Source organism: Phycicoccus sp. M110.8, assembly GCF_032464895.1.
Classification (GTDB): domain Bacteria; phylum Actinomycetota; class Actinomycetes; order Actinomycetales; family Dermatophilaceae; genus Pedococcus.
Window position 1 is genome coordinate 2,113,455 of sequence record NZ_JAWDIC010000001.1, and the last position, 24,363, is coordinate 2,137,817.

Consider the following 24,363-nt stretch of genomic DNA (forward strand, 5'->3'; position numbering starts at 1 on the left):
TCGTCAGGTGAGGCGGATCGTGTTGCGCAGCAGGCCGATGCCCTCGATCTCGGTCTCGAGGACCTGCCCGTCGGCGAGGAAGCGCTGCGGGTCACGGGCGGTGCCGACCCCGCCCGGCGTGCCGGTGAGCACGAGGTCGCCGGGACACAGGACCGTGAAGGTCGAGATGTAGGCGAGCAGGTCGGCGGCGTCGAAGACCAGGGTCCCGGTGCTGTCGCGCTGCACCTCCTCGCCGTCGACGCGGCAGGTGATGGTCAGGCCGGCTGCCGGGTCGACCTCGTCGGGCGTGACGACGACCGGCCCGGTCGGGGTCGAGCGGTCCCACGCCTTGCCCTGGAACCACTGCAGCGTGCGGTATTGCCAGTCCCGCACCGAGACGTCGTTGGCGACCGTGTACCCGGCGATCGCGGCCGAGGCCGTCGCGCGGTCGGCCCGCCGGATCGTGCTGCCGACGACGACCGCCAGCTCCGCCTCCCAGTCGACGTCCACGTCGGCCGGCAGGTCGATGTCGTCCTTCGGGCCGACGAGGCTGTCGGCGTACTTGGCGAAGAGCGTCGGGTGCGTCGGTAGGTCGCGGCCAGTCTCGCGGATGTGCTCGCCGTAGTTGAGGCCGCAGCAGACGACCTTGCCGGGGCGGGGGAGCGGGGCGAGCACCTCGACGTCGTCGAGCAGGTCGCCGAGCGGGGCGCTGGCGTCGAGCCGGCCGCCGCCGGCGAGGTGCGCGGAGAGGTCGGGCGCCGCGAGCGCGCGCCAGCCGTCCGGGGTCCGCGCCGCGGCCGTGTTGGTGCCGCGCGTGGCGACGGTGCCGAACTGCATATAGCGAGATTTTCACGATCGTCGTCAAACGTCAATAGGTCCGCTAGGCTCTCCGTCGTGCCACGGCGCCCGGCGCCGACCACCCGGGCGTTCCGTGGACCCCGACGCGCACGCGAGTGCCCCGAGGGCGCCGACCGAGGACCTGTCCGACCGCTGGAGGACCCATGACCGCCAACCCACTCACCCCCGTCGCCGTCAACCCGGCGTCGCTGCCGGCGCCGAGCGGCTACTCGCACGGGACGCTGTCCGGCAACACCCTCTACCTGGGCGGCCAGACCGCCCTGGACGCCGACATGCGGATCGTCCCGGGCGGGATCGTCGAGCAGTTCCGCCAGGCGTTCTCCAACGTCCTGGCGACCCTGGCCGAGGCCGGCGGCGTGCCGGAGGACCTCGTGAGCATCACGATCTACCTCACCGACATCCCGGACTACCAGGCGCACGGCCGCGAGATCGGGCAGGTGTGGCGCGAGCTGGCCGGGCCGGTCTACCCCGCGATGGCGGGCATCGGCACGACGGCGCTGTGGCAGCCCGAGGCCATGATCGAGATCCTCGGCGTCGCCGTCATCCCGGACGAGCGGCTGAAGCCTGCGCGGTGACGAAGTCGTGCGCCGGCCCGGCCAGGGCGCGGTGCAGCGCGAAGAACGTCTCCGCCGCACGGGTCCCGGACCAGTCCTCCGGGAGCAGGTCGGTCGGCAGGCCGGGGTCGAGGTAGGGTAGGCGGCGCCACGCGGTCAGCGCCCGCAGGTGGTCGGCGAACGCCTCCCCGTCGCCCGGCCGGGCGACGGGCTTCCCGGCGGCTGCCGCCTCCCACCTGCGCAGGGCGGGCTCGTGCGCCTCGAGGAAGTCGTCGTAGAGCTGCTCGAGCGCGTCGAGGTCCCACCAGTGCGCGACCTTCGTCGCCGGGTCGCCGAAGGCGAGGTACTCCGCACGGAAGAGGTCGACGTACGGCTCCAGGCCGTCCGCCAACAGCGCTTCGCGGGTGTCCTGCGCGAGGTGCCCCGGCGCGATCCACACGCCCGACGACACGGTCCCGAACCCCAGCCACGACAGCCGCGCGCGCAGGGTGTGCCGCTTCTGCCGCTCGCTCTCGGGCACCGAGAACACGGCCAGCACCCAGTCCCGCTCGGAGGCGGGCCGGGTGGCGAAGATCCGGCGGTCGCCGAGCTCGAGGACGCGGCCGGCATACCCCGACAGCGCGTAGCCCGCCACGCCGTCGCGGCGCTCGGACTCGACGATGCCGCGCCGCTTGAGGCGGGTCAGTGCCGAGCGGACGGCCTGGTCGTCGACGCCGGCTGCGGCCATGAGCCGGATCAGCGCGCTGACGCTGATCCAGCCGCCGAGGTCGCGGACGTACAGCCCGAGCAGGGTGACGATGAGGGCCCGGGGTGGCTGGGGGCCGCGGTCGGCGCCGCCGTCGAGGTCCGTCGTCGTCACGGGGGCACAGTAGCCCGTGGGCGAACCGGTGGACGGGGGTTGTCCGGCGAGGACGCCTGCCCGTAGTCTTCCGTCAGACAGAACCGTGAATCCGTATCGTGGAAGAACGAGGCCGACCGATGCCTGCTCCGAGTCCCGGGTACTCCATCACCGTGCGCGCCGAGGCGCCCGCCGCGATCGACACGACGGGGGTGGTGGCCGCGGCGGTCGCGGAGGCCGGCGGCGCCCTCACCGCGCTCGACGTCGTGGAGTCGCGCGGGCAGAGCCTGGTCGTCGACGTCACGTGCAACGCCTCGGACGCCGACCACGCCGACCGCATCACCGCGCAGATCGCCGCCGTGCCCGGCGTCAAGGTGCGCAAGGTCAGTGACCGCACGTTCCTCCTGCACCTCGGCGGCAAGCTCGAGGTGGTGCCCAAGGTGCCGCTCAAGCACCGCGACGACCTGTCCCGCGCCTACACGCCCGGCGTCGCGCGCGTCTGCCTGGCCATCGCCGAGAACCCCGACGACGCAAGGCGCCTCACCATCAAGCGCAACACCGTCGCCGTCGTCACCGACGGGTCGGCGGTCCTGGGGCTGGGCAACATCGGCCCGGCGGCCGCGCTGCCGGTCATGGAGGGCAAGGCCGCGCTCTTCAAGCAGTTCGCGGGGGTGGACGCCTGGCCCGTCTGCCTCGACACCCAGGACACCGAGGAGATCATCCGGACGGTCAAGGCGCTCGCCCCCGTCTACGGCGGCGTCAACCTCGAGGACATCTCCGCGCCGCGCTGCTTCGAGATCGAGCAGCGGCTGCGTGACGAGCTGGACATCCCGGTCTTCCACGACGACCAGCACGGCACGGCCATCGTGGTGCTCGCCGCCCTCACCAACGCGCTGCGGGTCGTGGGCAAGAAGGTCGAGGACGTCCGGATCGTCGTCTCCGGGGTGGGCGCCGCGGGCCACGCGATCGTGCGCCTCCTCGACGCCCAGGGCGCGCGCGACATCGTGGGCTGCGACCGGCACGGCGCCCTCGACCCCGACGCGCAGCACAGCGACGAGTTCCGCGGCTGGATCGCCAGGAACACCAACCCCCGCAAGGTCCGCGGCACGCTGAAGGAGGTGCTCGCGGGCGCCGACATCTTCATCGGCGTCTCGGCCCCGAACCTCCTGGACGAGGACGACATCGCCGGCATGGCGCACGACGCGATCGTCTTCGCCCTGGCCAACCCCGATCCCGAGGTCGACCCCGTCGCTGCGAGCCGGCACGCCGCTGTGGTCGCGACCGGGCGGTCCGACTACGCCAACCAGATCAACAACGTGCTGGCCTTCCCCGGGTTCTTCCGCGGGCTGCTCGACGCCGGGGTCAGCGACATCACCGACGAGATGATGATCGCCGCGGCCACCGCCATCGCCGACTGCGTCCACCCGGATGAGCTCAACGCGAGCTTCATCGTGCCAAGCGTGTTCGACCCCGAGGTGGCGCCCGCGGTGGCGTCGGCCGTGCGGCACGCCGCCGGTGCAGAAGGGAAGGCCTGACCGATGACGTTCGACGCCACCGACCTCACCCGCGAGCTCGACGAGCGCCTTGTCGGCGCGGATTCCGCTCTGGCACAGGGTTTCCCGGGCGAGCGCCCCGACCGCCAGCCGGTCCACACCGTCTACGCCCCGGCCAGCCGGTACGACGCCGGCCTCGTGCCCCGGTGGGGCGAGGAGGCCCTGGCCGTCCTCGACGAGCACGGCGGGGACGCGCAGGCGTATGCCGCGCTGCTCGGCATCGCGCCCGACCTCGCCGAGGACGTGGTGGGCCGGGTGCGGGCCAAGCTCGCGGCCGAACCGGTCGAGGACCTGCGGATCGACTTCGAGGACGGCTACGGCTCGCCCGCGGACGACGTCGAGGACGCAGCGGTCGACGCGAGTGCCGCGGCCCTGCTGGAGTCGGTGCGTGGCGGGACGGCGGCGCCGTTCCACGGGATCCGGTTCAAGAGCTTCGAGGCGCCGACACGGGCGCGGGGCGTGCGGACGCTGGCGCGGTTCGTCGAGGCGGTCGCCGAGGACGGTGCGCTGCCGGACGGCTTCGTGGTCACGCTGCCCAAGGTGACGTCGGTCGAGCAGGTCGAGGCGATGGTCGTGGCCTGCGACCGGATCGAGTCGGGGCTCGGACTGCGTTCGAGGACAATAAGATTCGAGATCCAGGTCGAGACGCCGCAGGCGATCCTGGGGCCCGACGGCACCGCTCTCGTGGCGCGCATGGTCCACGCCGCGGCCGGCCGCTGCACCGGGCTGCACTACGGCACGTACGACTACTCCGCCTCTCTGGGCGTCGCGGCGGCATACCAGTCGATGGAGCACCCGGCCGCCGACCACGCCAAGGCGGTCATGCAGGTGGCGGCCGCCGGCACCGGGGTTCGGCTCTCGGACGGCTCCACCAACATCCTGCCCATCGGCAGCCGCGAGGCCGTGCACGCGGGCTGGGCGCTGCACGCGCGGCTCGTCCGGCGCTCGCTCGAGCGTGGGTACTACCAGGGGTGGGACCTCCACCCCGCCCAGCTGCCGAGCCGGTATGCCGCGACGTACGCCTTCTACCGCCAGGGCCTGCCGGCCGCTGCCGAGCGGCTGCGCAACTACGTCGGGCAGGTCGACTCCGGGGTGATGGACGAGCCCGCGACGGCCCGGGCACTCGCCGACTTCGTGGTGCGGGGTCTGGACTGTGGCGCCACGGACGACCCGGAGGTCAAGGAGCTGACGGGCATCGACCGGCACCGGCTGGACGTCCTGGCCAAGCGCGTCGGGGGGTAGCTCGCCGCGGGGTGATCGGACGACGGTGGTCCGGGTCTCGATCTTGTTGGGCTGCACCGCGATTCGGTGCGGACAATCCTGTTGAAGGCGTTCGAACAGGTGTACGATTGGGGAATGTCGACCACCCCACTCGCACAGGCCCGGGAGTCCCGGCAGCGTGCGCTGTGGGCCCGCACGGCGCAGGTCGCCGGGCGGCTGAACCGGGCCCAGGCGGAGCTCGTGGACGTCGCTGCCGAGCTGGTCGACGACGGCCTCTGGGGGGACGGCGGTTTCTCCTCGCCAGAGCACTACCTCGTCGTTCGGGCCGGCCTGTCACCGTCGCATGCGCGGGACGTGGTGGCGATCGCCAAGCGGCGCACCGAGCTGACTGCTGCGGCCGAGGCGCTCGACGCCGGTGAGCTGTCGCTCGACCAGGTGGCGGTGCTGGCCCACGGCGTGCCGGCGACGCACCAGGCGTCTGCGACGGCGCTGGCCCGCGAGGCCACCGTGCCCCAGCTGCGCCGGGCCGTGGCGCGGCACGCCTTTCCCGCTGCGACTGCCGGCGATGGAGCCGACCCTGCAGATGCGGTCGCCGGGCCCGGGGCGGAGGATCCGGTGTCGGTGGTGCGCGAGGTGGACCCGATGTCGCCTGCGGAGAAGCGGGCGTGTGCGAGGCCGCAGCTGTCAATGTCCTACGACGCCGACGGGCGCTTCCAGCTGCGGTACTCGGCGCCCGCGACCGTCGGCGCGCTCGTCGAGCAGGCGGTTCGCGAGGCCAAGGACGCCCTGTTCCTGCGACGCGGGGACACCAAGGGCGACGCCATTGGCGTGGAACGCCCACACGACCCCGGCGCGGGCCTGCCCACGTACGCGGATGCGTTGGAGGAGGTGGCAGTGCGCTCGCTGGCGAGCGTGGAGTCGACGTCGCGGGCAGCGCACTACCGGGTGTACCTGCACCTCGACACGGACGGCGCCTGGGTGTCCGGCGGGCACGCGATCCCGTTGCGGCTGCTGGGCCGTCTCGTCTCCGACGGCGTGGTCCAGCCCGTCTGGGAGACCGAGGGCAAGCCGGTCTCGGTCGGTCGGGCCATGCGGATCCTGCCCGAGCGCAGCCGCCGCCTGGTCGTCGACCGCGACCGTGGGTGCCGGTTCCCCGGCTGCACCAGCACCCGGTTCGTCGAGGTTCACCACCTCGATGCCTGGGCCGACGGCGGGCGCACCGATCTGGACAACCAGGTCAGCCTCTGCACGGTGCACCACGACGGCATCGACCGCGGCGACCACGTCATCAGCGGCGATCCCTCCCGGCCGGACGGCCTCGTGGTCACCAACCGGTACGGCCTGCCCGTTCGGCCACCGCGACCCGCCGAGACCGCGCCACCACCGGGCGGCGACCCGCCGGGACCCGAGGACTGCTTCCGACCGCCCAGCGGAGGGCCGGTGCGCTGGAGCGACCTCGAGATCACGCCGGACGCGCAACGACCTGGTGAGCAACGCCCGTCGCCGCGGTGCGTGATCTCACCGGCGCAGGACCTCGCGTCGCCGGAGGAGCTCACGGCCCGCCTGCTGCAGGAATGGCAGGACGAGGTGGCCGCGAGCCGCGACTCGCTCGTCCGCGACAGCTTCCGTCGTCACTGACCGTGGTCGACGCGGTCGGGCCACGTCTCGTGCGGCGGACCCGGGGGAAGTACCGTGACCGACATGCGGGTGCGAGCGGAGTTCACCACCGAGCCGTTCCACGGGGAGGACGAGCACGTCCCCGCGCACGTGACCGCCGCGGCTGCCGCCCTGGTGGACGCCGGCCTCGAGCCCGACCTCGGCCCCCTGGGCACCGCGGTCGACGGTGAGGCGGACGCGGTCGTGACCGCGGTTGCCGACGCGGTGCGGGCGGCCCTCGCCCAGGGCGCCACCCGGGTGACCCTCACGGTCAGCGACCTCGCTGCACCGCTCGGCGAGACGCGGGCGCCCCAGCTGGCCGCGGCCCGCCGCCGGGGCACCTCTCGCCGCGCCGCAGCACCCCCGGCCACCGACCTGTCGGACGGGCTGGCCCGGCTCATCGCGGCGGTCGAGGAGGAGCTCGGCAGTCCGCTTGCCGACCTGCCCCGGGCGGGCAAGCAGCAGGCCGTGCGGCTGCTCGAGGAGCGGGGCGCGTTCGAGATGCGCCGCAGCGCCGAGACCGTCGCGGAGGCCATGGGCCTCACCCGGTTCACCGTCTACAACTACCTCAACCGGGTCCGCGAGCCCGTGGAGCCCCCGGCCAGCTGAGCCGCTTGCCGGCTGGGCCCGGTCGCGGGTGCCGGTGATGTCTGAATTGGGTGCCCGTACCCCCTTCCCGAGACCCCGGTCGTCCGCCACACTCCTTTTCAACAAACTGTTGACGCGGCTCCGCCGTCCACCTATCGTTCCATCATTCGTAAATTGGTTTCCGCATCACGGAATCAGGAACCGACCGGCGCACTCATCCCAGCGCCACGCGGCATACCGGCCCACAGGCCTCGTGTCGCGGCACACGGCCCCGCATCGAGCGGGCGCCCGGACCCGAACCCATCCGCCCCGGCACCTGCCGCGTGGCCCGACGGAGCACCCGCGAGGAGCACCTGTCATGACCTACGTCCTCGGACCCAACCAGTACGGCAAGGCGGAGAACCGCGTCGTGCGGATCTACCGCGACACGGCCCGTCACGAGATCCGCGACCTCAACGTCTCCAGCGCCCTGCGCGGCGACTTCACCGACGCGCACGTCACCGGCGACCAGGCCAACGTCCTGCCGACCGACACCCAGAAGAACACGGCGTTCGCCTTCGCCAAGCAGCACGGCATCACCTCCCCGGAGGACTACGCCCTCGCCCTCGGCTCCCGCTTCCTCGACGTCACGCCGGCCGCCACGGCCAGCCGCGTCGAGGTCGAGGAGTACGCCTGGGACCGCATCGACGTGGGCGGCCAGGGCCACGACCACGCCTTCGCCCGCCGCGGCGGCGAGGTGCGCACCACCGTGGTGACCCAGGACCGCAGCGGCGACACCCCGCGCCAGTGGGTGGTGTCCGGCCTCAAGGACCTCGTCGTCCTGAAGTCGACCGGCTCGGAGTTCAAGGGCTTCCTCCAGGACGAGTACACGACCCTGCAGGAGACCGACGACCGCATCCTCGCCACCTCGCTCGTCGCCCGCTGGCGCTACGAGACCACCGAGGGCGTCGACTGGAACAAGTCCTTCGACGACATCCGCACGGTGCTGCTCGAGACCTTCGCGACGACCTACAGCCACGCGCTGCAGCAGTCGCTCTACGCCATGGGCTCCGCGGTCCTCGAGGCCCACCCCGAGGTCGCCGAGATCAAGTTCTCCGCGCCCAACAAGCACCACTTCCTCGTCGACCTCAGCCCGTTCGGGGTCGAGAACGACGGCGAGGTGTTCATCGCCGCCGACCGGCCGTACGGCCTCATCGAGGCCACGGTGCAGCGCGAGGGCGGGTCGGACGCCGGCGACGCCTGGCTCACCGTCCCGGGCTTCTGCTGAGGCCGGCATGCGACTGAGCAAGCGGACAACGACGTCCGCGCCCCGCACCGGCCGCCAGCACACCGGCCGCCCCGAGGACCAGAAGTACGGTCCCGGACCCCTGCTCGCCTACGGCACCCAGCACATCCTGACCATGTACGGCGGGGTCATCGCGCCCCCGCTCATCGTCGGCGGTGCCGCCGGCCTCAAGCCCACCGACATGGCCCTGCTCGTCACGGCCGGCCTGTTCGTCAGCGGTCTCGCGACCCTGCTGCAGACCCTCGGCCTCGGCCCGTTCGGCAGCCGCCTGCCGATCGTCCAGGGCATCTCCTTCGCCAGCGTCTCGACCATGGTGGCGATCGCGAGCGAGGGCGGCCTGCGCCCGGTCTTCGGCTCGATCATCGTCGCGGGGCTCATCGGACTGGTGGCGTCGTCGTTCTTCGCCCAGCTCGTCCGGCTCTTCCCGGCCGTCGTCACCGGCACCATCATCACGGTCATCGGGCTGTCCCTCCTGCCCGTCGCGTTCCGGTGGGCGATGGGCAACAACGACAAGGCCCCCGACTTCGGGTCGGTCGGCAACATCGGCTTCGCCGGGCTGACGCTCCTCGTCATCCTCGTGATCAGCCGGGTCTTCCAGGGGGCGGTCTCACGCCTGTCGATCCTCATCGGCCTCGTCGTGGGCACCGTCATCGCGGCCCTCACCGGACGCGCCGACTTCTCCAACGTCGGCGACGCCAAGATCGTCGCGCTGCCGCAGCTGTTCCACTTCGGCTCGCCGACGTTCCAGGCCGGCGCGATCGTGTCGATGACGATCGTCGTCTTCGTCATCATGACCGAGACCACGGCCGACATCCTCGCCATCGGCGAGATCGTCGGCACCCCGGTCGACGCCCGCCGCGTCGCCGACGGGCTGCGCGCCGACATGGCTGCCACGACCGTCGCCCCGGTGTTCGGCACCTTCCCCGCCAGCGCCTTCGCGCAGAACGTCGGCCTGGTCGCGCTCACCGGCATCAAGAGCCGGTATGCCGTGGCGGCCGGGGGCGGGGTCCTCCTCCTGCTCGGGCTGCTCCCCGTGGTGGGAGCGGTCGTCGCGGCGATTCCCTACCCGGTGCTCGGCGGTGCCGGCATCGTGCTGTTCGGCTCGGTGGCCGCCAGCGGGATCCGCACGCTGTCCCGGGTGAAGTACCACGACAACCTCAACATGGTCATCGTCTCGGTGGCCGTCGCCGTCGGCATCATCCCGATCGCGGCGCCGACCTTCTGGGACCGCTTCCCGGACTGGTTCGCGACGATCATGCACTCGGGCATCAGCGCGACCGCGGTCGTCGCCGTCCTGCTCAACGTGCTCTTCAACGAGGTCAGGGCCGGCAACCGGCCCGGCGCCTCGGTGTTCGCCGCCGCCGAGAGCGAGAAGGACGAGCTCGGCGACACCCTCGACGACGAGCTCCGCGGGGAGAAGCGCCCCGTGCCCGGCTCGCGTCGCTGAGACCCCGGCGGGCGGCGCAGCCCCCGGGGCGCGCCGGCCGCCGGCAGCACCACCCCCGCACCACAGATCGAGAACAGCCCCACCCCATCCCGACCCTTCTGCCGGAAGGAAGGTGCCTGTCATGAGCGCAGCCACCGACACACCCCGCACCACCTCACGCCCGTCCCGCCACCCCGTCGACGAGGTCCTGCCCGTCCCACGGCTCGCCGTCTACGGCTTCCAGCACGTCCTGGCGTTCTACGCCGGCGCGGTCATCGTGCCGATCCTGCTCGCCAGCGCCATCGGGCTGTCGACCCAGCAGCTGATCCACCTCATCAACGCCGACCTCTTCACGTGCGGCATCGCCTCGATCATCCAGTCCGTCGGGTTCTGGAAGGTGGGCGTCAAGCTGCCCCTCCTGCAGGGCGTGACCTTCACCGCGGTGTCGCCGATGATCGCGATCGGCCTCGCGGCCGGTGGCGGCACCGACGGCCTGCTCGTCATCTACGGCGCGGTCATCGTCGCCGGGCTCTTCACCTTCCTCATCGCCCCGTACTTCAGCCGGCTCATCCGGTTCTTCCCACCGGTCGTCACCGGGTCGGTCATCACGATCATCGGCCTGGCCCTGCTGCCCGTGGCCGCGGCGGACGCGGCCGGCGGAGCCGGCCCGACGCTGCACCCCGAGAGCGGCGCCAACCTGGCATACGCCATCGGCACCCTCGCCCTGATCGTCGCGATCCAGCGCATCTTCAAGGGGTTCATGGCCACCGTCGCGGTCCTGGTGGGCCTCGTCGTCGGCACTCTCGTCGCCTGGGCCCTGGGCGACGCCAACTTCGACGCGGTGTCGGGCTCCGGCTGGGTGGGCGTCACGACGCCGTTCCACTTCGGCTGGCCCAAGTTCTCGATCGCCGCGATCATCTCGATGATCGTCGTCATGCTCATCACCGCCGTCGAGACGACGGGTGATGTCTTCGCCACCGGCGAGATCGTCGAGAAGCGGGTCGGCCGCGAGGACATCGCGCGGGCGCTGCGGGCCGACGGCCTGTCCACCACCATCGGTGGCGTCTTCAACTCCTTCCCCTACACCTGCTTCGCCGAGAACGTCGGCCTCGTCCGGCTGACCCGGGTCAAGAGCCGCTACGTGGTCGCGTCGGCCGGCGCGATCATGATCCTCATCGGGCTCATCCCGAAGGCGGGCGCCATCGTCGCGGGCATCCCGCACCCGGTGCTCGGCGGCGCGGCCCTGGCGATGTTCGCGACCGTCGCGGTCGTCGGCTTCCAGACGCTGTCGAAGGTCGACTTCCACGACCACCGCAACGTCGTCATCGTCGCCACGAGCGTCGGCCTGGCGATGTACGTCACCGCCCAGCCGGACGTCTCCAAGGCCGTCCCGCAGTGGGCGCAGATCATCCTCGGCTCGGGCATCACCCTGGGCTCGATCACCGCGATCGTCCTGAACCTGCTGTTCCACCACATCGGCAAGAGCCGCGGCCCGGCCGTTGCCGGCGCTCCGGGCAGCGGGCTCGTCCGGCTGGCCGAGGTGAACGCGATGTCGCGCGAGCAGTTCGTCGACACCTTCGGCGGCCTCTTCCAGGGGCCGCGGTGGGCAGCCGAGCGCGCCTACGACAGCCGGCCGTTCAGTGACACGACCGACCTGCGCCGCTCGTTCCAGGAGGCGCTGTTCTCGGCGACCACGGAGGAGCAGCGGCAGCTCATCGACTCCTACCCCGACCTCGGCGCCGAGAGCGTGGCGGAGGGCATGGAGGGCCACGGCTCGCTCGTCGACCAGGCCTCGCTCGGCCTGACCCGCCTCGACGAGAAGGCGCAGGGCGAGCTGGCCGACCTCACCAGCCGGTACCGCGACCGGTTCGGCTTCCCCCTGGTGACCTGCGTGCGCGACCGCGACTCCTTCGAGCAGATCGTGCGGGCAGGATGGGACCGGCTCGAGAACTCCGAGTCGCAGGAGCACGCCGCTGCGCTCGTGGAGATCGCCAAGATCGCCGGGTACCGGTTCGACGACCTCGTCGCCGACGCCAACCCGATCCACGCCGCTCGTGCCCGCTTCGCCCACGACTGAGGAGGACGGCGTGACCCTGACGGAGTTCAACACGCTGCCGCCGCAGGACGCGGACGCGGTGCTCACCCGGTGCCTCCCGGTGCCGCGGTGGGTGGCCGCCGTCCGTGACGGCCGCCCGTATGCCGAGTGGCCCGAGCTCGAGGCCCAGGCGGCCGAGGCCGCTGGTCACCTCGACGACGGCGAGCTCGACGACGCGCTGGCCGGGCACCCGCGGATCGGGGAGCGGGCGTCCTCGCCCGCCCACCACGCGGAGGCCAGCGCGCGCGAGCAGTCCGGGGTCGACGGGTCCGACGCCGAGGTGGCGCGGGCGCTCGCCGAGGGCAACGCGGCATACGAACGGCGCTTCGGGCGGGTGTTCATCATCCGTGCCGCGGGCCGGTCGGCCCCCGAGGTGCTGGCCGAGCTCGACCGCCGGCTCGGCAACGACGACGACACCGAGCGCGACGAGACCGTCCGACAGCTGCGCGAGATCGCGCTGCTCCGACTCCGGGAGGTGGCCTCCTGATGGGGACCCTCAGCACGCACGTCCTCGACACCAGCCTGGGCCGGCCCGCCCGGGGGGTGGCCATCCGGCTCGAGACGGCGGCCGGTGAGCCCCTCGGCGACGGCGTGACCGACGCCGACGGACGGGTCGGCACGATCGGTCCGGAGCGGATGGAGGCCGGCGACTACCGGCTGCGTTTCGCCTCCGGCGACTACTTCGCCGCGCAGGGGACCGCCGGGTTCTACCCCGAGGTCGTCGTGGTGTTCACGATCGGCGACGCCGACCAGCACTACCACGTGCCGGTGCTGCTCAACCCCTACGGCTACAGCACCTACCGGGGCAGCTGACCCTGCCCGGCGCGACCCACGGGTCGCGCCGGGCGCGGCCCTCGTGGGCCGCGGCGCCGCCGGCGGCCGGATATATCCGGGCCGCAGCGTGAGACGCCCCCCGGCGACGGTTGACGCCGCCGGAGGACGACTCCTACCCTCTCACTAGTTGGAAAACAGATTCCGCATTGCGGAAACAGTGATCGAAGCACGGAACGGACGGGGACGATGACCACGAGCGACCACGGACTGCGCTACGAGGCGAACTGCTCGCTGCTCTTCACGGAGGTGCCGCTGCTCGAGCGGCCGGCCGCGGCGAAGGCGGAGGGGTTCGACGCCATCGAGTTCTGGTGGCCCTGGCCGGACCAGCCGGTCCCGTCCGACGCCGAGGTCGACGCCTTCGTGGCCGCGGTCCGCGACGCCGGGGTCCAGCTGGTCGGGCTCAACTTCTTCGCCGGCGACCTGGCCGGCCCGGACTGCGGTGTGCTGTCCGTCCCGGACCGCGTGCAGCAGTTCCGCGACAACGTCGACGTGACCGTCGGCATCGGCGAGCAGCTCGGCGTGCAGGCGTTCAACGCGCTCTTCGGCAACCGGGTCGACGGCGCGAGCCCCGAGCAGCAGGACGAGCTCGGCCGGGAGTCGATCGCGTTCGCCGCCAAGGCCGCCGACCGGGTCGGCGCCTCGGTCCTCGTCGAGGCCGTCAGCGGCCCCAAGCCGTACCCGCTGCGCACCGCCGCGGACGCGGTCGCCGTCGTCGACGACGTGCGGGCGACCGGCGCCGCGAACGTCGGCTTCCTGCTCGACCTGTTCCACCTCGCCGCCAACGGCGACGACGTCGACGCCGCGATCGCCACCTACGCCGACCGCACCCTGCACGTCCAGGTCGCCGACTTCCCCGGCCGCGGGGAGCCCGGCACCGGCGAGCTCGACCTCCAGCGCCACCTGGGCGACCTCGCGCAGCGCGGGTATGCCGGGTGGGTGGGCCTGGAGTACAAGCCCACCACCGCGACCACCCCCGAGAGCCTCGCCTGGCTCCCGCGCGAGCGCCGCGCCGCGCGCTGACCCACCCACGACCGGGATCGGGGGTGCAGGAGTGACGCATCCGTCACGGCCGCACCCCCGAACCCTCACAGCAAGGAGCACGACATGAGCACCATCGCCTTCATCGGACTCGGCATCATGGGCAGCCCCATGGCGGTCCACCTGCAGAACGCCGGGCACGACGTCGTCGGCTACAACCCCAGCCCCGAGAAGACCAAGCCCCTCGTCGAGGCCGGGGGACGCGCCGCGGAGTCCGTGGCCGACGCCGTCCGTGACGCCGAGGTCGTCGCGGTCATGGTCCCCGACAGCCCCGACGTGCAGGACGTGCTCCTCGGCGAGGAGGGCGTGTTCGCCTCCGCCAAGGAGGGGACCCTCGTCATCGACTTCTCCAGCATCCGGCCCGACGTCACGGTCGAGCTCGCCAAGGCCGCCCGGGACAAGGGGTTCCGGCTCCTCGACGCGCCGGTCTCCGGTGGTGAGGCGGGCGCGAAGAACGCCGCGCTGTCGATCATGGTCGGCGGGTCCGCCGAGGACTTCGCCGCGGCCAAGCCGGTCTTCGACGCCGTCGGCAAGACCGTCGTCCACGTCGGCAGCAACGGTGCCGGCCAGACGGTCAAGGCGGCCAACCAGCTCATCGTCGCCGCGAACATCCAGGCGCTCGCCGAGGCGGTCGTCTTCCTCCAGGCCTACGACGTGGACCTGCAGGCCGCGCTCGACGTCCTCGGCGGCGGCCTCGCCGGCTCGAAGGTCCTGGACCAGAAGCGCGACAACATGGCCAGGGGCAGCTTCGAGCCCGGGTTCCGGATCGACCTGCACCACAAGGACCTCGGCATCGTGACCTCGGCGGCCCGCGAGGCCGGCGTGGTCGTACCCGTCGGCGCGCTCGTCGCGCAGCTCATGGCCTCCGCCCGCGCCAACGGCGACGGCGGCCTGGACCACTCCGGCCTGCTGCGCGGCGTGCAGCGGCTCTCCGGCCGGCTCGACTCCTGAGCCGACCCCCCTCTCGCCACCCGGCACACCCAGACCTCGCACCAGGAGAACTCCCATGGCACGCATGACCGCGGCCCAGGCAGCCGTCGAGATCCTCAAGAAGGAGGGGGTGACGAACGTCTTCGGCCTGCCGGGGGCGGCGATCAACCCCTTCTACAAGGCGATGAAGACCAACGGCGGCCTGCACCACACGCTCGCCCGCCACGTCGAGGGCGCCTCGCACATGGCGGAGGGCTACACCCGCGCCAAGCCGGGCAACATCGGCGTCTGCGTCGGAACCTCGGGGCCAGCCGGCACCGACATGATCACCGGGCTCTACTCGGCGAGCGCCGACTCGATCCCGATCCTGTGCATCACCGGGCAGGCCCCTGTGGCCAAGCTGCACAAGGAGGACTTCCAGGCGGTCGACATCGCCTCGATCGCCAAGCCGCTCACCAAGATGGCGGTCACGGTTCTCGAGCCGGCCCAGGTGCCGGGGACGTTCCAGCAGGCGTTCCACCTCATGCGGTCGGGTCGCCCCGGCCCGGTCCTCATCGACCTGCCGATCGACGTGCAGATGGCCGAGATCGAGTTCGACGTCGAGACCTACGAGCCGCTGCCGGTCTACAAGCCGGCCGCGACCCGGGCCCAGGTGGAGAAGGCGCTCGACCTGCTCGAGGCGGGCGACAAGCCGCTGATCGTCGCCGGCGGCGGCGTCATCAACGCCGACGCGGCCGACCTCCTGCTCGAGCTGGCGGAGCTGACCGGCGTCCCCGTCGTCCCCACCCTCATGGGCTGGGGCACCGTCCCGGACGACCACCCGCTCAACGCCGGCATGGTCGGGCTGCAGACGAGCCACCGCTACGGCAACGCCACGATGCTCGAGTCCGACGTCGTCCTGGGCATCGGCAACCGCTGGGCGAACCGCCACACCGGCGACCTCGAGACCTACACGCAGGGCCGCACCTTCGTGCACGTCGACATCGAGCCGACCCAGATCGGCCGGGTCTTCGCCCCCGACTACGGCATCGTCTCCGACGCGAAGGCCGCGCTCGAGCTGTTCGTCGCCGCCGCCCGCGAGCGCAAGGAGGCCGGGCGCCTCAAGGACCGCTCGCAGTGGGCCCAGGCCTGCCAGGACCGCAAGCGGACCCTGCTGCGCCGCACCAACTTCGACGTGACCCCGATCAAGCCGCAGCGGGTCTACCAGGAGATGAACCGCGCCTTCGGCCGCGACGTCCGCTACGTCTCGACCATCGGCCTGTCCCAGATCCAGGCGGCCCAGCTGCTGCACGTCTACAAGGACCGGCGCTGGATCAACGCCGGCCAGGCCGGGCCGCTCGGCTGGACCGTCCCGGCCGCGATCGGCGTCGCCACCGCGTGCCCGGACGAGACCGTCGTCGCGCTCTCGGGTGACTACGACTTCCAGTTCATGATCGAGGAGCTGGCGGTCGGCGCGCAGTTCAACGTCCCCTACGTCCACGTCCTGGTGAACAACGCGTACCTCGGCCTCATCCGGCAGAGCCAGCGCGGGTTCGACATGGACTACTGCGTCCAGCTGTCCTTCGACAACCTCAACAGCCCCGAGGTCGGCGGCTACGGCGTCGACCACGTCAAGGTCGTCGAAGGCCTGGGCTGCAAGGCGATCCGCGTCACCGACCCCGACGAGATCCTGCCCGCGCTCGAGAAGGCCCAAGGCATGGCGCAGGAGTACCGCGTGCCCGTCGTCGTCGAGGTCATCCTCGAGCGCGTCACCAACGTCTCGATGGGCACCTCGATCGCGAACGTCACCGAGTTCGAGGACCTCGCCGAGCACGGCGAGCACGCCCCGACCTCGGTCTTCGCCAACCTGGACTGAGGTCGTCGTGCCCCGCGTCCTGCTCGCCCCCGACAAGTTCAAGGGCACCCTCACCGCGGCCGAGGTGGCGGCCCACCTCGAGGCCGGCCTCCGCTCGGTGGTGCCGGACCTCGAGGTGGCCGTCGTCCCCGTCGCCGACGGGGGCGACGGCACCCTGGCCGCGGCCGAGGCAGCCGGGTTCGAGCGCGTGCAGGTGCGGGCCACCGGCCCGACGGGTATGCCGTGCTGGGCCGCCTACGGGCGGCGCGGCGACGAGGCCGTCGTCGAGCTCGCCGAGGTCTCCGGCCTCGCCCGGCTGGGGGAGGGCGAGCTCGCACCGCTCACCGCCACCAGCCGCGGCACGGGCGACCTCGTGGCCGCCGCCCTCGACGCCGGCTGTCGCCGGGTCGTCGTCGGCATCGGCGGCAGCGCGAGCACCGACGGCGGCGCCGGCCTCCTCCAAGGGCTCGGGGCGCGGATCAGCGGCCGGCGAGGCCGGGCGCTGCACGCCGGGGGCGGGCCGCTGGTCGACGTCGTGTCGCTCGACCTCACGGAGCTGCACCCGGGCCTGGCCTCCGCGGAGCTCGTCGTCGCGTGCGACGTCGACAACCCCCTCACCGGACCCAGCGGTGCGGCGGCGGTCTACGGGCCGCAGAAGGGCGCCACCCCCGACGACGTGCAGGCGCTCGACGTCGCCCTGTCGGCGTGGGCCGACGTCGTCGCCCGGGCCACCGGGCGGGACCTCCGCAACCTCCCGGGCGCGGGCGCGGCCGGCGGTGTCGGGTTCGCGCTCCTCGCCGTCCTCGGCGCCCGCGCACAGCCCGGCGCCGAGCTCGTCGCCCAGCTGACCGGCCTCGCCGACGCCGTCTGCTCCGCCGACCTGGTCGTGACCGGTGAGGGCTCGCTCGACGAGCAGACCCTGCACGGCAAGGCCCCGGCGGCCGTGGCGGCGCTGGCGCGGGACAAGGGCGTGCCCGTGGTCGCCGTGGCCGGTCGGGTCGCCCTCGACCAGCCGGCGCTGCGCGCAGCCGGCGTCGGCACGGCATACGCGCTGCTGGCGGCGGCCGCCGACGAGCGGGAGGCGTTCGAACGTCCCGGGCCGCTCCTCGAGCGGATCGGTGCCCGCATCGCCCGCGAGCACCTGGTGGGTGCGTCGTGAGGGTGGCGCGGGTGGGTCCGGCCGGTGCCGAGCGACCGGTCGTCGTCGCCGCCGACGGCACCCTGCTCGACCTCGGTGGCGTGACCTCCGACGTCGACGCCGCGTTCCTCGGCTCGCTGGCCGGCGTCGACCCCTCCTCGCTGCCGGTCCTCGCCGCCCCGGGCGACCAGGACGGGCCACGCTTCGGTGCGCCGGTCACCCGCCCGGGCAAGGTCGTCGGGATCGGCCTCAACTACCGCGACCACGCCGCCGAGGCCGGGATGCCGCTGCCGACCGAGCCGGTGGTCTTCCTCAAGGCGCCCACCTCGGTGAGCGGCGCGACCGACGACGTCGTCATGGTCCCCGGCTCGACCACCACCGACTACGAGGTCGAGCTCGGCGTCGTCATGGGGCGCGAGCTTCGGGGCGAGACCGACCCGGCGCGCGCGCTCGCCGCGGTGGCCGGCTACGTCCTCGCCCAGGACGTGTCCGACCGGGCGCTCCAGCTCGAGCGCGGCGGCACGTGGACCAAGGGCAAGTCGGCGGACACCTTCTGTCCGCTCGGCCCCTGGCTGGTGACGCCCGACGAGCTCGGCCCGGGCGGGCCCGCCGCGGTGCGGCTGCGGCTCACGGTCGACGGGGAGCAGCGCCAGGACGGCTGCACCTCCGACATGGTCTTCGGCGTCGGCGAGCTCCTCTGCTACACCAGCGGCGTCATGACCCTCGAGCCTGGCGACGTCGTGCTCACCGGCACGCCGGCCGGGGTCGCGATGGGCCGCCCCGAACCTCGCCCGTACCTGCGCCACGGCCAGGTCGTCGAGGCCGACGGCGGCGTGCTCGGCCGGCAGCGGACCCGCGTGGTCGACCCCGCCCGCGCCCGGCCCGCGGAACCCCGTGGCGCCGCACCCATGGTCCTCGACGAGGAGGCAGCGGCAGGATGACCGGTACTGGTTACATGGCATTCAACCGCGCACCCGGCACCCCGGCACCGCGGTCGAGCGAGAGGAGTCCCGTGACCGAGCAGGTGGCGTTCCGCGCCCGACGGGCCGTCGTCGGCGACCGCGAGGTGGCGGCGACGGTGGTCGTGGCAGACGGCCGGGTCGTCGCGGTGGAGCCGTACGACGCCGAGGTCGCCGACGGCACGACCGTCGTCGAGCTGGCCCCGGACGAGGTCCTGCTCCCCGGGCTGGTCGACACGCACGTGCACGTCAACGAGCCCGGTCGCACCGACTGGGAGGGCTTCGCCAGCGCCACCCGGGCCGCCGCGGCCGGGGGCGTGACGACGATCATCGACATGCCGCTCAACAGCATCCCCCCGACCACCACGGTCGAGGCGCTGCGCACCAAGCAGGACGTGGCGCGCGACCAGGCGTACGTCGACGTGGGTTTCTGGGGCGGAGCCATCCCGGGGAACGTCCCGGACCTGCGCCCGCTGCACGACGCCGGCGTCTTCGGGTTCAAGTGCTTCCTGCTCCACTCCGGGGTCGACGAGTTCCCCCATCTCACGACGCCGCAGATGCGCGAGGCGCTCGCCGAGATCGCGTCGTTCGACGGGCTGCTCATCGTCCACGCCGAGGACGCCGAGGTGATCGACGCGTCGGTGTCCCCAGGTGGCAGGGCGTATGCCGACTTCCTCGGCTCCCGGCCCCGCGAGGCCGAGGAGCGCGCCATCCGCACCGTCGTCGACGCCGTGCGCGACACCGGCGGCCGGGCGCACATCCTGCACCTGTCCGACGCGGACGCGATCCCGATGCTGGCCGACGCCCGCGCCGAGGGGCTCGCCCTGTCGGTCGAGACGTGCCCGCACTACCTGACCCTCGAGGCCGAGGGCATCCCCGACGGCGCCACACAGTTCAAGTGCTGCCCGCCGATCCGCGAGCACGAGAACCGCGACCGCCTCTGGCAGGGCCTGGCCGACGGCACGATCGCGACGATCGTGTCCGACCACTCGCCGAGCACGGCCGACCTCAAGCTGCTCGACGTCGGCGACTTCGGGCAGGCGTGGGGCGGCATCGCCGGGCTCCAGCTGGGCCTGCCGGCCATCTGGTCCGAGGCGCGCGAGCGGGGCCACGACCTCGTCGACGTCGTGCGCTGGATGGGCCGCAACACCGCCGACCAGGTCGGCCTGCACGACCGCGGCCGGATCGAGGTGGGCGCGACCGCGGACCTCGTGGTCTTCGCGCCGGACGAGCGGTTCACCGTGGACGTCGCCGCCCTGCACCACAAGAACCCCGTGTCGGCGTATGCCGGTCGCGAGCTCACCGGGGTCGTGCGCCAGACCTGGCTGCACGGCATCCCCGTCGACACCGATGACGCCCCCCGCGGGCAGCTCCTGAGGAGAGGACAGCCATGACCGCCGCCACGCCGCCCCGGTACCACGTGCCCACGGGGGGCCTGCCGCCCCAGACGCAGCTGACGACCGACCGCGCGGTCTTCACCGAGGCCTACGCCGTCCTGCCACGCGGCACGATGACGGACATCGTGACCAGCCAGCTGCCGTTCTGGGAGCAGACGCGGCTGTGGGTGATCGCGCGCCCGCTGTCCGGGTTCGCCGAGACGTTCTCGCAGTACATCGTCGAGGTGCAGCCCGGCGGCGGCTCGGACCGCCCCGAGGGCGACCCGGGCGCCGAGGGCGTGCTCTTCGTCGTGGGCGGCACCCTGACGCTCACCCTCGACGACACCGCGCACGAGCTCGCGCCCGGTGGCTACGCGTTCATCCCGCCGGGCCAGCGCTGGACGCTGCACAACACCGGCGACGAGGCCGCGACCTTCCACTGGGTCCGCAAGGCCTACCAGCGGGTCGAGGGCATCGACGTGCCCGAGGCGTTCGTGACCAACGAGGCCGACGTCGAGGGTGGCGAGATGCCCGACACCGACGGCGCCTGGACCACCCAGCGCTTCGTCGACCCGATGGACGTGCGCCACGACATGCACGTCAACATCGTCAACTTCGAGCCCGGTGGGGCCATCCCCTTCCCCGAGACCCACGTCATGGAGCACGGCCTCTACGTCCTCGAGGGCAAGGCCGTCTACCTGCTCAACAACGACTGGGTCGAGGTGCAGGAGGGCGACTTCATGTGGTTGCGCGCGTTCTGCCCCCAGGCCTGCTATGCAGGAGGCCCTGGACGGTTCCGCTACCTGCTGTACAAGGACGTCAACCGGCACGCGGTGCTGAGCCGGCAGCTGCTCTGACCCGTCAGCTGCTCTGACCCCACGGGAAGGGGAAGGCCCATGACCCAGCCGCGGCGACGGTCGGGGATCGTCGGCCTGCTCGTGCGCCCCGAGGGGTACGTCTCGGGGCCGCAGGTCCTCTCCGAGCTGCGGCGGGTCATCGCCTCCGGTGAGGTGCCCCCGGGCAGCCCCATCCCGCTGGACGACGTCGCGGCGTTCTTCGGCGTCAGCCTCATCCCGGTGCGCGAGGCGCTCAAGACCCTCCTCGGGGAGGGCCTGCTCGAGCACCAGCCGCGACTCGGGTACACCGTCACCCAGCTCAGCCCCGCCGAGATCGACGAGCTCTACGTCGTCCGCGGTGCGCTCGAGGCCGCGGCGCTCGACGCGGCCGTCCACAACGCCGGCGCCGCCGACCACGAGCGCGCGGCCCGGGCGCACGCCCGCATGGGTGAGGCGGTCGAGGCCGCGGACGCCGAGGGCTTCCAGCGCGCGAGCCGCGAGTTCCACATGGCCCTGCTGGAGCCGTGCCGTATGCCGCGCCTGCTCCACATGCTCGACATCGCCTGGAACGTCACCGAGCCGGTCCAGACGATGATGCGGGTCACTGACGCGGAACGTGCCCACATGCGGGCGGACCACGAGGAGATGCTCGCGGCGTTCGTCGCCCGCGACGCTGACCGCCTGCGCGAGACGGCGCAGGCGCACCACGAGCGCCTGTGCGCCGCCGTGACGCGCGGTGGCACGGGCGCTCCGCACCAGCCCCCGGGCTGACCCCACGCTGTCGGTGCCACGGCCGGGCGGGTCGACAGGGGCGTCCGCGCGGGGCCGGCAGATATACGCAGATATACGGTTCACGGCATTCCCCGGAATCCGTTGTCTCCCTAGTGTTTGAGCAATTCTCAGACCGGGAGGTCAGCATGACCCAGATCCAGCAGCCACTGAGCGAGTCCGCCGCCGACGCCGCCGGCTTCGCGACCCACCACGGCCCCCACGACCACGGGGCGGGCACGGGGCTGATCAAGCCCTCGTACGACCCCCGCCTGGCCAACGAGGACCTCGCACCCCTCAAGGACCAGAACTGGTCCTGGTACAACATCTTCGCGTTCTGGATGTCCGACGTGCACAGCGTCGGCGGCTACGTCACCGCCGGCAGCCTGTTCGCCCTCGGCCTCACGAGCTGGCAGGTCTTCATCTGCCTCATCGTCGGCATCACCATCGTGCTCGGCTTCTGCAACCTGGTCGCCAAGCCCAGCCAGCGCACCGGTGTCCCGTACCCGGTCATCTGCCGTGCAGTGTTCGGCGTCCTCGGCGCCAACATCCCCGCCATCATCCGCGGCCTCATCGCGGTCGCCTGGTACGGCATCCAGACCTACCTCGCGTCCGCCTCGCTCGACATCCTGCTCGTGCGGATCTGGCCCAACCTCGAGCCGTACTCCAACGTCGCGCAGCACGGTTTCCTCGGCCTCTCGGCCCTCGGTTACGTCACGTTCGCGATCCTGTGGGTCGCGCAGGCCGCGGTCTTCTGGACCGGCATGGACACCATCCGCCGGTTCATCGACTTCGCCGGACCGGCCGTCTACGTCGTGATGATCGCGCTGTGCGTCTACCTGCTGTCCAAGGCGGGCTGGAGCGTCGACCTCAACCTGTCGAACCACACGCTCTCCGGCACCTCGGTGTTCACGACGATGCTCGCCGCGACGGCGCTGGTCGTCTCCTACTTCTCCGGGCCGATGCTCAACTTCGGTGACTTCTCCCGCTACGGCAAGACCTTCAAGGCGGTCAAGCAGGGCAACTTCTGGGGCCTGCCGGTCAACTTCGTCTTCTTCTCGCTGCTGACCGTCCTCACCGCGGCGGCGACCCTGCCGGTCTACGGCAAGCTCATCACCGACCCGGTCGAGACCGTCGGCCACATCGACAACACCTACGCCCTCGTGCTCGCGGCACTGACCTTCGCGACCGCGACCATCGGCATCAACATCGTCGCCAACTTCGTCAGCCCCGCGTTCGACTTCTCCAACGTGGCGCCGCAGAAGATCAGCTGGCGGATGGGCGGCATGATCGCCGCCGTCGGGTCGGTGCTGCTCACCCCGTGGAACCTCTACAACAACCCCGAGACGATCCACTACACGCTGGACACCCTCGGCGCCTTCATCGGCCCGCTGTTCGGGGTGCTCATCGCGCACTACTACGCCGTGCACAAGCAGCGGGTCTGCATCGACGACCTCTTCACGCTCGACCCCTCCGGTGCCTACCACTACAAGCGCGGCTACAACCCGCCCGCCATCATCGCCACGGCCCTCGCGGCCCTGTGCGCCCTGGCCGTCGTCTTCGTCCCCGGCGCCAAGGTGCTCGACGACTACAGCTGGTTCATCGGGTGTGGTGTCGGCTTCGTGGCCTACGCCCTGATCGCCCCGCGGATGGGTGTCTCGGACCGCGTCCTCGACTCGAAGAAGTGCGTCAAGTGACCATCCGGATCAGCGTGGTCAACCCCAACACCACGCAGTCGATGACCGCCCTGATCGAGGCGGAGGCCCGCAGGGTCGCCGCCCCCGACACGGTGGTGACGGGCCGGACGCCGGCGATGGGGCCGGCGTCGATCGAGAGCCACTACGACGAGGCGCTCGCAGTGCCCGGCCTGCTCCAGGTCGTCCGCGAGGACACCGAGGCCGACGCGTTTGTCCTGGCCTGCTTCGGGGACCCGGGTCTGGACGCCGCCCGCGAGGCGGCGTCCCGGCCGGTCATCGGGATCGCGGAGGCGGCGATGAAGACCGCATCGCTGCTCGGGCGCTCGTTCAGCGTCGTGACGACGCTGAGCCGGACCGTCGGCCGGGCGTGGGACCTCACCCGGGTCTACGGGCTGGAGCGGCAGTGCGCCGGCGTCCACGCCTGCGACATCCCCGTCCTCGAGCTCGACGAGGACCGCGACCGGACGTATGCCGTGATCCTCTCGTTCGCCAAGACGGCGATGGCCCAGGACGGCAGCGACGCGGTGGTGCTCGGCTGCGCGGGGATGGCCGGCCTGCCCGAGCTGCTCACCGCCGAGCTCGGTGTGCCGGTCGTCGACGGGGTGGCCGCCGCCACGGTGATGGCCGAGGGGCTGGTGCGGCTCGGCCTCCAGCCGTCGACGCACGGGGAGCTCGCGCCCCCGCCGCCCAAGGCGTACACCGGCATCCTCGCCGGCTTCGGCCGCGGCTGAGGTCCGGGCGCCGAGGCCCCCAGGCCCCCTACGTCCCCGGATCGCCCTGCCGGCAGCACGGGCGATCCGGGGTCACACCGCGGACGCGGTGTCGGGAGCGGGATTCCACCTGGTGAAATCCCGCTCCCGAAACCCTTGATTCAACAGTTTGTTGAGAGCTACCGTCGTC

The 24,363-nt window shown here is 72.3% G+C and carries 21 protein-coding genes and 1 pseudogene; 20 read left to right on the forward strand and 2 right to left on the reverse strand.

The window, feature by feature from the left end; genetic code table 11:
• Positions 1-3: 3 nt before the first annotated feature.
• Positions 4-816 (reverse strand): fumarylacetoacetate hydrolase family protein, encoded by an 813-nt coding sequence (locus RKE38_RS10100; RefSeq protein ID WP_316007292.1) that lies wholly within the window; start codon positions 814-816, stop codon positions 4-6.
• A gap of 164 nt (positions 817-980) precedes the next feature.
• Here RKE38_RS10100 and RKE38_RS10105 point away from each other — a divergent pair, with 164 nt between their 5' ends.
• Positions 981-1,412, forward strand: a complete 432-nt coding sequence (locus tag RKE38_RS10105) for a RidA family protein (RefSeq protein ID WP_316007293.1) — start codon at positions 981-983, stop codon at positions 1,410-1,412.
• Here the strand turns inward: RKE38_RS10105 and RKE38_RS10110 are convergent.
• Entirely contained in the window at positions 1,378-2,250 is an 873-nt protein-coding gene (locus RKE38_RS10110) for a PaaX family transcriptional regulator C-terminal domain-containing protein (RefSeq protein ID WP_316007294.1), read from the reverse strand. The two genes, RKE38_RS10105 and RKE38_RS10110, sit on opposite strands and share 35 nt — an antisense overlap.
• Positions 2,251-2,369: 119 nt before the next feature.
• Here RKE38_RS10110 and RKE38_RS10115 point away from each other — a divergent pair, with 119 nt between their 5' ends.
• The 19 genes and pseudogenes from RKE38_RS10115 (at position 2,370) to RKE38_RS10205 (ending at position 24,194) form a co-directional block, all read left to right on the forward strand.
• Entirely contained in the window at positions 2,370-3,764 is a 1,395-nt protein-coding gene (locus RKE38_RS10115; RefSeq protein WP_316007295.1) for an NAD-dependent malic enzyme, read from the forward strand.
• A 3-nt stretch (positions 3,765-3,767) separates the two neighbouring features.
• The gene (locus RKE38_RS10120; protein ID WP_316007296.1) at positions 3,768-5,024 is read left to right on the forward strand and encodes a DUF6986 family protein; all 1,257 of its coding nucleotides are present in this window, start codon (positions 3,768-3,770) and stop codon (positions 5,022-5,024) included.
• Between the two features lie 114 nt (positions 5,025-5,138).
• The gene (locus tag RKE38_RS10125) at positions 5,139-6,641 is read left to right on the forward strand and encodes a DUF222 domain-containing protein (protein ID WP_316007297.1); all 1,503 of its coding nucleotides are present in this window, start codon (positions 5,139-5,141) and stop codon (positions 6,639-6,641) included.
• A 63-nt stretch (positions 6,642-6,704) separates the two neighbouring features.
• Positions 6,705-7,268 carry a helix-turn-helix domain-containing protein gene (locus RKE38_RS10130; RefSeq protein WP_316007298.1) on the forward strand — a complete coding sequence of 188 codons (564 nt, stop codon included), beginning with the start codon at positions 6,705-6,707 and terminating at the stop codon, positions 7,266-7,268.
• A gap of 337 nt (positions 7,269-7,605) precedes the next feature.
• Entirely contained in the window at positions 7,606-8,514 is a 909-nt protein-coding gene (gene pucL, locus RKE38_RS10135; protein ID WP_316007299.1) for a factor-independent urate hydroxylase, read from the forward strand.
• 7 nt (positions 8,515-8,521) lie between these two features.
• Entirely contained in the window at positions 8,522-9,979 is a 1,458-nt protein-coding gene (locus tag RKE38_RS10140; RefSeq protein WP_316007300.1) for a nucleobase:cation symporter-2 family protein, read from the forward strand.
• A gap of 121 nt (positions 9,980-10,100) precedes the next feature.
• A complete protein-coding gene (gene uraD / locus RKE38_RS10145; protein ID WP_316007301.1) occupies positions 10,101-12,035 on the forward strand; it encodes a 2-oxo-4-hydroxy-4-carboxy-5-ureidoimidazoline decarboxylase in 1,935 nt (644 codons plus the stop codon).
• 10 nt (positions 12,036-12,045) lie between these two features.
• Positions 12,046-12,540: a 2-oxo-4-hydroxy-4-carboxy-5-ureidoimidazoline decarboxylase gene (gene uraD / locus RKE38_RS10150; RefSeq protein WP_316007302.1), complete on the forward strand. Its 495-nt coding sequence runs from the start codon at positions 12,046-12,048 to the stop codon at positions 12,538-12,540.
• The gene (uraH, locus tag RKE38_RS10155) at positions 12,540-12,866 is read left to right on the forward strand and encodes a hydroxyisourate hydrolase (protein WP_316007303.1); all 327 of its coding nucleotides are present in this window, start codon (positions 12,540-12,542) and stop codon (positions 12,864-12,866) included. Before uraD (RKE38_RS10150) ends, uraH begins: the two co-directional genes overlap by 1 nt.
• Before the next feature lie 207 nt (positions 12,867-13,073).
• Positions 13,074-13,907 (forward strand): hydroxypyruvate isomerase family protein, encoded by an 834-nt coding sequence (locus RKE38_RS10160; RefSeq protein WP_316007304.1) that lies wholly within the window; start codon positions 13,074-13,076, stop codon positions 13,905-13,907.
• Between the two features lie 63 nt (positions 13,908-13,970).
• Positions 13,971-14,876: pseudogene (locus tag RKE38_RS10165) on the forward strand (2-hydroxy-3-oxopropionate reductase); the annotation flags it as partial.
• 55 nt (positions 14,877-14,931) lie between these two features.
• Positions 14,932-16,710 carry a glyoxylate carboligase gene (gcl, locus tag RKE38_RS10170; RefSeq protein WP_316007305.1) on the forward strand — a complete coding sequence of 593 codons (1,779 nt, stop codon included), beginning with the start codon at positions 14,932-14,934 and terminating at the stop codon, positions 16,708-16,710.
• Positions 16,711-16,717: 7 nt separating this feature from the next.
• Complete coding sequence (locus RKE38_RS10175) at positions 16,718-17,848, forward strand: glycerate kinase (RefSeq protein WP_316007306.1); 1,131 nt, start codon at positions 16,718-16,720, stop codon at positions 17,846-17,848.
• Between the two features lie 11 nt (positions 17,849-17,859).
• Entirely contained in the window at positions 17,860-18,768 is a 909-nt protein-coding gene (locus tag RKE38_RS10180) for a fumarylacetoacetate hydrolase family protein (protein ID WP_316007307.1), read from the forward strand.
• 14 nt (positions 18,769-18,782) lie between these two features.
• Positions 18,783-20,180 (forward strand): allantoinase AllB, encoded by a 1,398-nt coding sequence (gene allB, locus RKE38_RS10185; protein ID WP_316007632.1) that lies wholly within the window; start codon positions 18,783-18,785, stop codon positions 20,178-20,180.
• Complete coding sequence (locus tag RKE38_RS10190) at positions 20,177-21,019, forward strand: bifunctional allantoicase/(S)-ureidoglycine aminohydrolase (protein ID WP_316007308.1); 843 nt, start codon at positions 20,177-20,179, stop codon at positions 21,017-21,019. The genes allB and RKE38_RS10190 overlap by 4 nt, the downstream gene beginning before the upstream one ends.
• A gap of 39 nt (positions 21,020-21,058) precedes the next feature.
• A complete protein-coding gene (locus RKE38_RS10195; RefSeq protein ID WP_316007309.1) occupies positions 21,059-21,769 on the forward strand; it encodes a GntR family transcriptional regulator in 711 nt (236 codons plus the stop codon).
• Between the two features lie 146 nt (positions 21,770-21,915).
• Positions 21,916-23,463, forward strand: a complete 1,548-nt coding sequence (locus tag RKE38_RS10200; protein WP_316007310.1) for an NCS1 family nucleobase:cation symporter-1 — start codon at positions 21,916-21,918, stop codon at positions 23,461-23,463.
• Positions 23,460-24,194 carry an aspartate/glutamate racemase family protein gene (locus RKE38_RS10205; protein WP_316007311.1) on the forward strand — a complete coding sequence of 245 codons (735 nt, stop codon included), beginning with the start codon at positions 23,460-23,462 and terminating at the stop codon, positions 24,192-24,194. Before RKE38_RS10200 ends, RKE38_RS10205 begins: the two co-directional genes overlap by 4 nt.
• Positions 24,195-24,363: the final 169 nt, after the last annotated feature.

What these genes read in the sequence shown, in the direction of transcription:
- RKE38_RS10100 (WP_316007292.1), bottom strand. Translation starts at nt 816, where the DNA reads ATGCAGTTCGGCACCGTCGCCACGCGCGGCACCAACACGGCCGCGGCG.
- RKE38_RS10105 (WP_316007293.1), top strand. Translation starts at nt 981, where the DNA reads ATGACCGCCAACCCACTCACCCCCGTCGCCGTCAACCCGGCGTCGCTG.
- RKE38_RS10115 (WP_316007295.1), top strand. Translation starts at nt 2,370, where the DNA reads ATGCCTGCTCCGAGTCCCGGGTACTCCATCACCGTGCGCGCCGAGGCG.
- RKE38_RS10120 (WP_316007296.1), top strand. Translation starts at nt 3,768, where the DNA reads ATGACGTTCGACGCCACCGACCTCACCCGCGAGCTCGACGAGCGCCTT.
- RKE38_RS10125 (WP_316007297.1), top strand. Translation starts at nt 5,139, where the DNA reads ATGTCGACCACCCCACTCGCACAGGCCCGGGAGTCCCGGCAGCGTGCG.
- RKE38_RS10130 (WP_316007298.1), top strand. Translation starts at nt 6,705, where the DNA reads ATGCGGGTGCGAGCGGAGTTCACCACCGAGCCGTTCCACGGGGAGGAC.
- pucL (WP_316007299.1), top strand. Translation starts at nt 7,606, where the DNA reads ATGACCTACGTCCTCGGACCCAACCAGTACGGCAAGGCGGAGAACCGC.
- RKE38_RS10140 (WP_316007300.1), top strand. Translation starts at nt 8,522, where the DNA reads ATGCGACTGAGCAAGCGGACAACGACGTCCGCGCCCCGCACCGGCCGC.
- uraD (WP_316007301.1), top strand. Translation starts at nt 10,101, where the DNA reads ATGAGCGCAGCCACCGACACACCCCGCACCACCTCACGCCCGTCCCGC.
- uraH (WP_316007303.1), top strand. Translation starts at nt 12,540, where the DNA reads ATGGGGACCCTCAGCACGCACGTCCTCGACACCAGCCTGGGCCGGCCC.
- RKE38_RS10160 (WP_316007304.1), top strand. Translation starts at nt 13,074, where the DNA reads ATGACCACGAGCGACCACGGACTGCGCTACGAGGCGAACTGCTCGCTG.
- gcl (WP_316007305.1), top strand. Translation starts at nt 14,932, where the DNA reads ATGGCACGCATGACCGCGGCCCAGGCAGCCGTCGAGATCCTCAAGAAG.
- allB (WP_316007632.1), top strand. Translation starts at nt 18,783, where the DNA reads ATGGCATTCAACCGCGCACCCGGCACCCCGGCACCGCGGTCGAGCGAG.
- RKE38_RS10190 (WP_316007308.1), top strand. Translation starts at nt 20,177, where the DNA reads ATGACCGCCGCCACGCCGCCCCGGTACCACGTGCCCACGGGGGGCCTG.
- RKE38_RS10195 (WP_316007309.1), top strand. Translation starts at nt 21,059, where the DNA reads ATGACCCAGCCGCGGCGACGGTCGGGGATCGTCGGCCTGCTCGTGCGC.
- RKE38_RS10200 (WP_316007310.1), top strand. Translation starts at nt 21,916, where the DNA reads ATGACCCAGATCCAGCAGCCACTGAGCGAGTCCGCCGCCGACGCCGCC.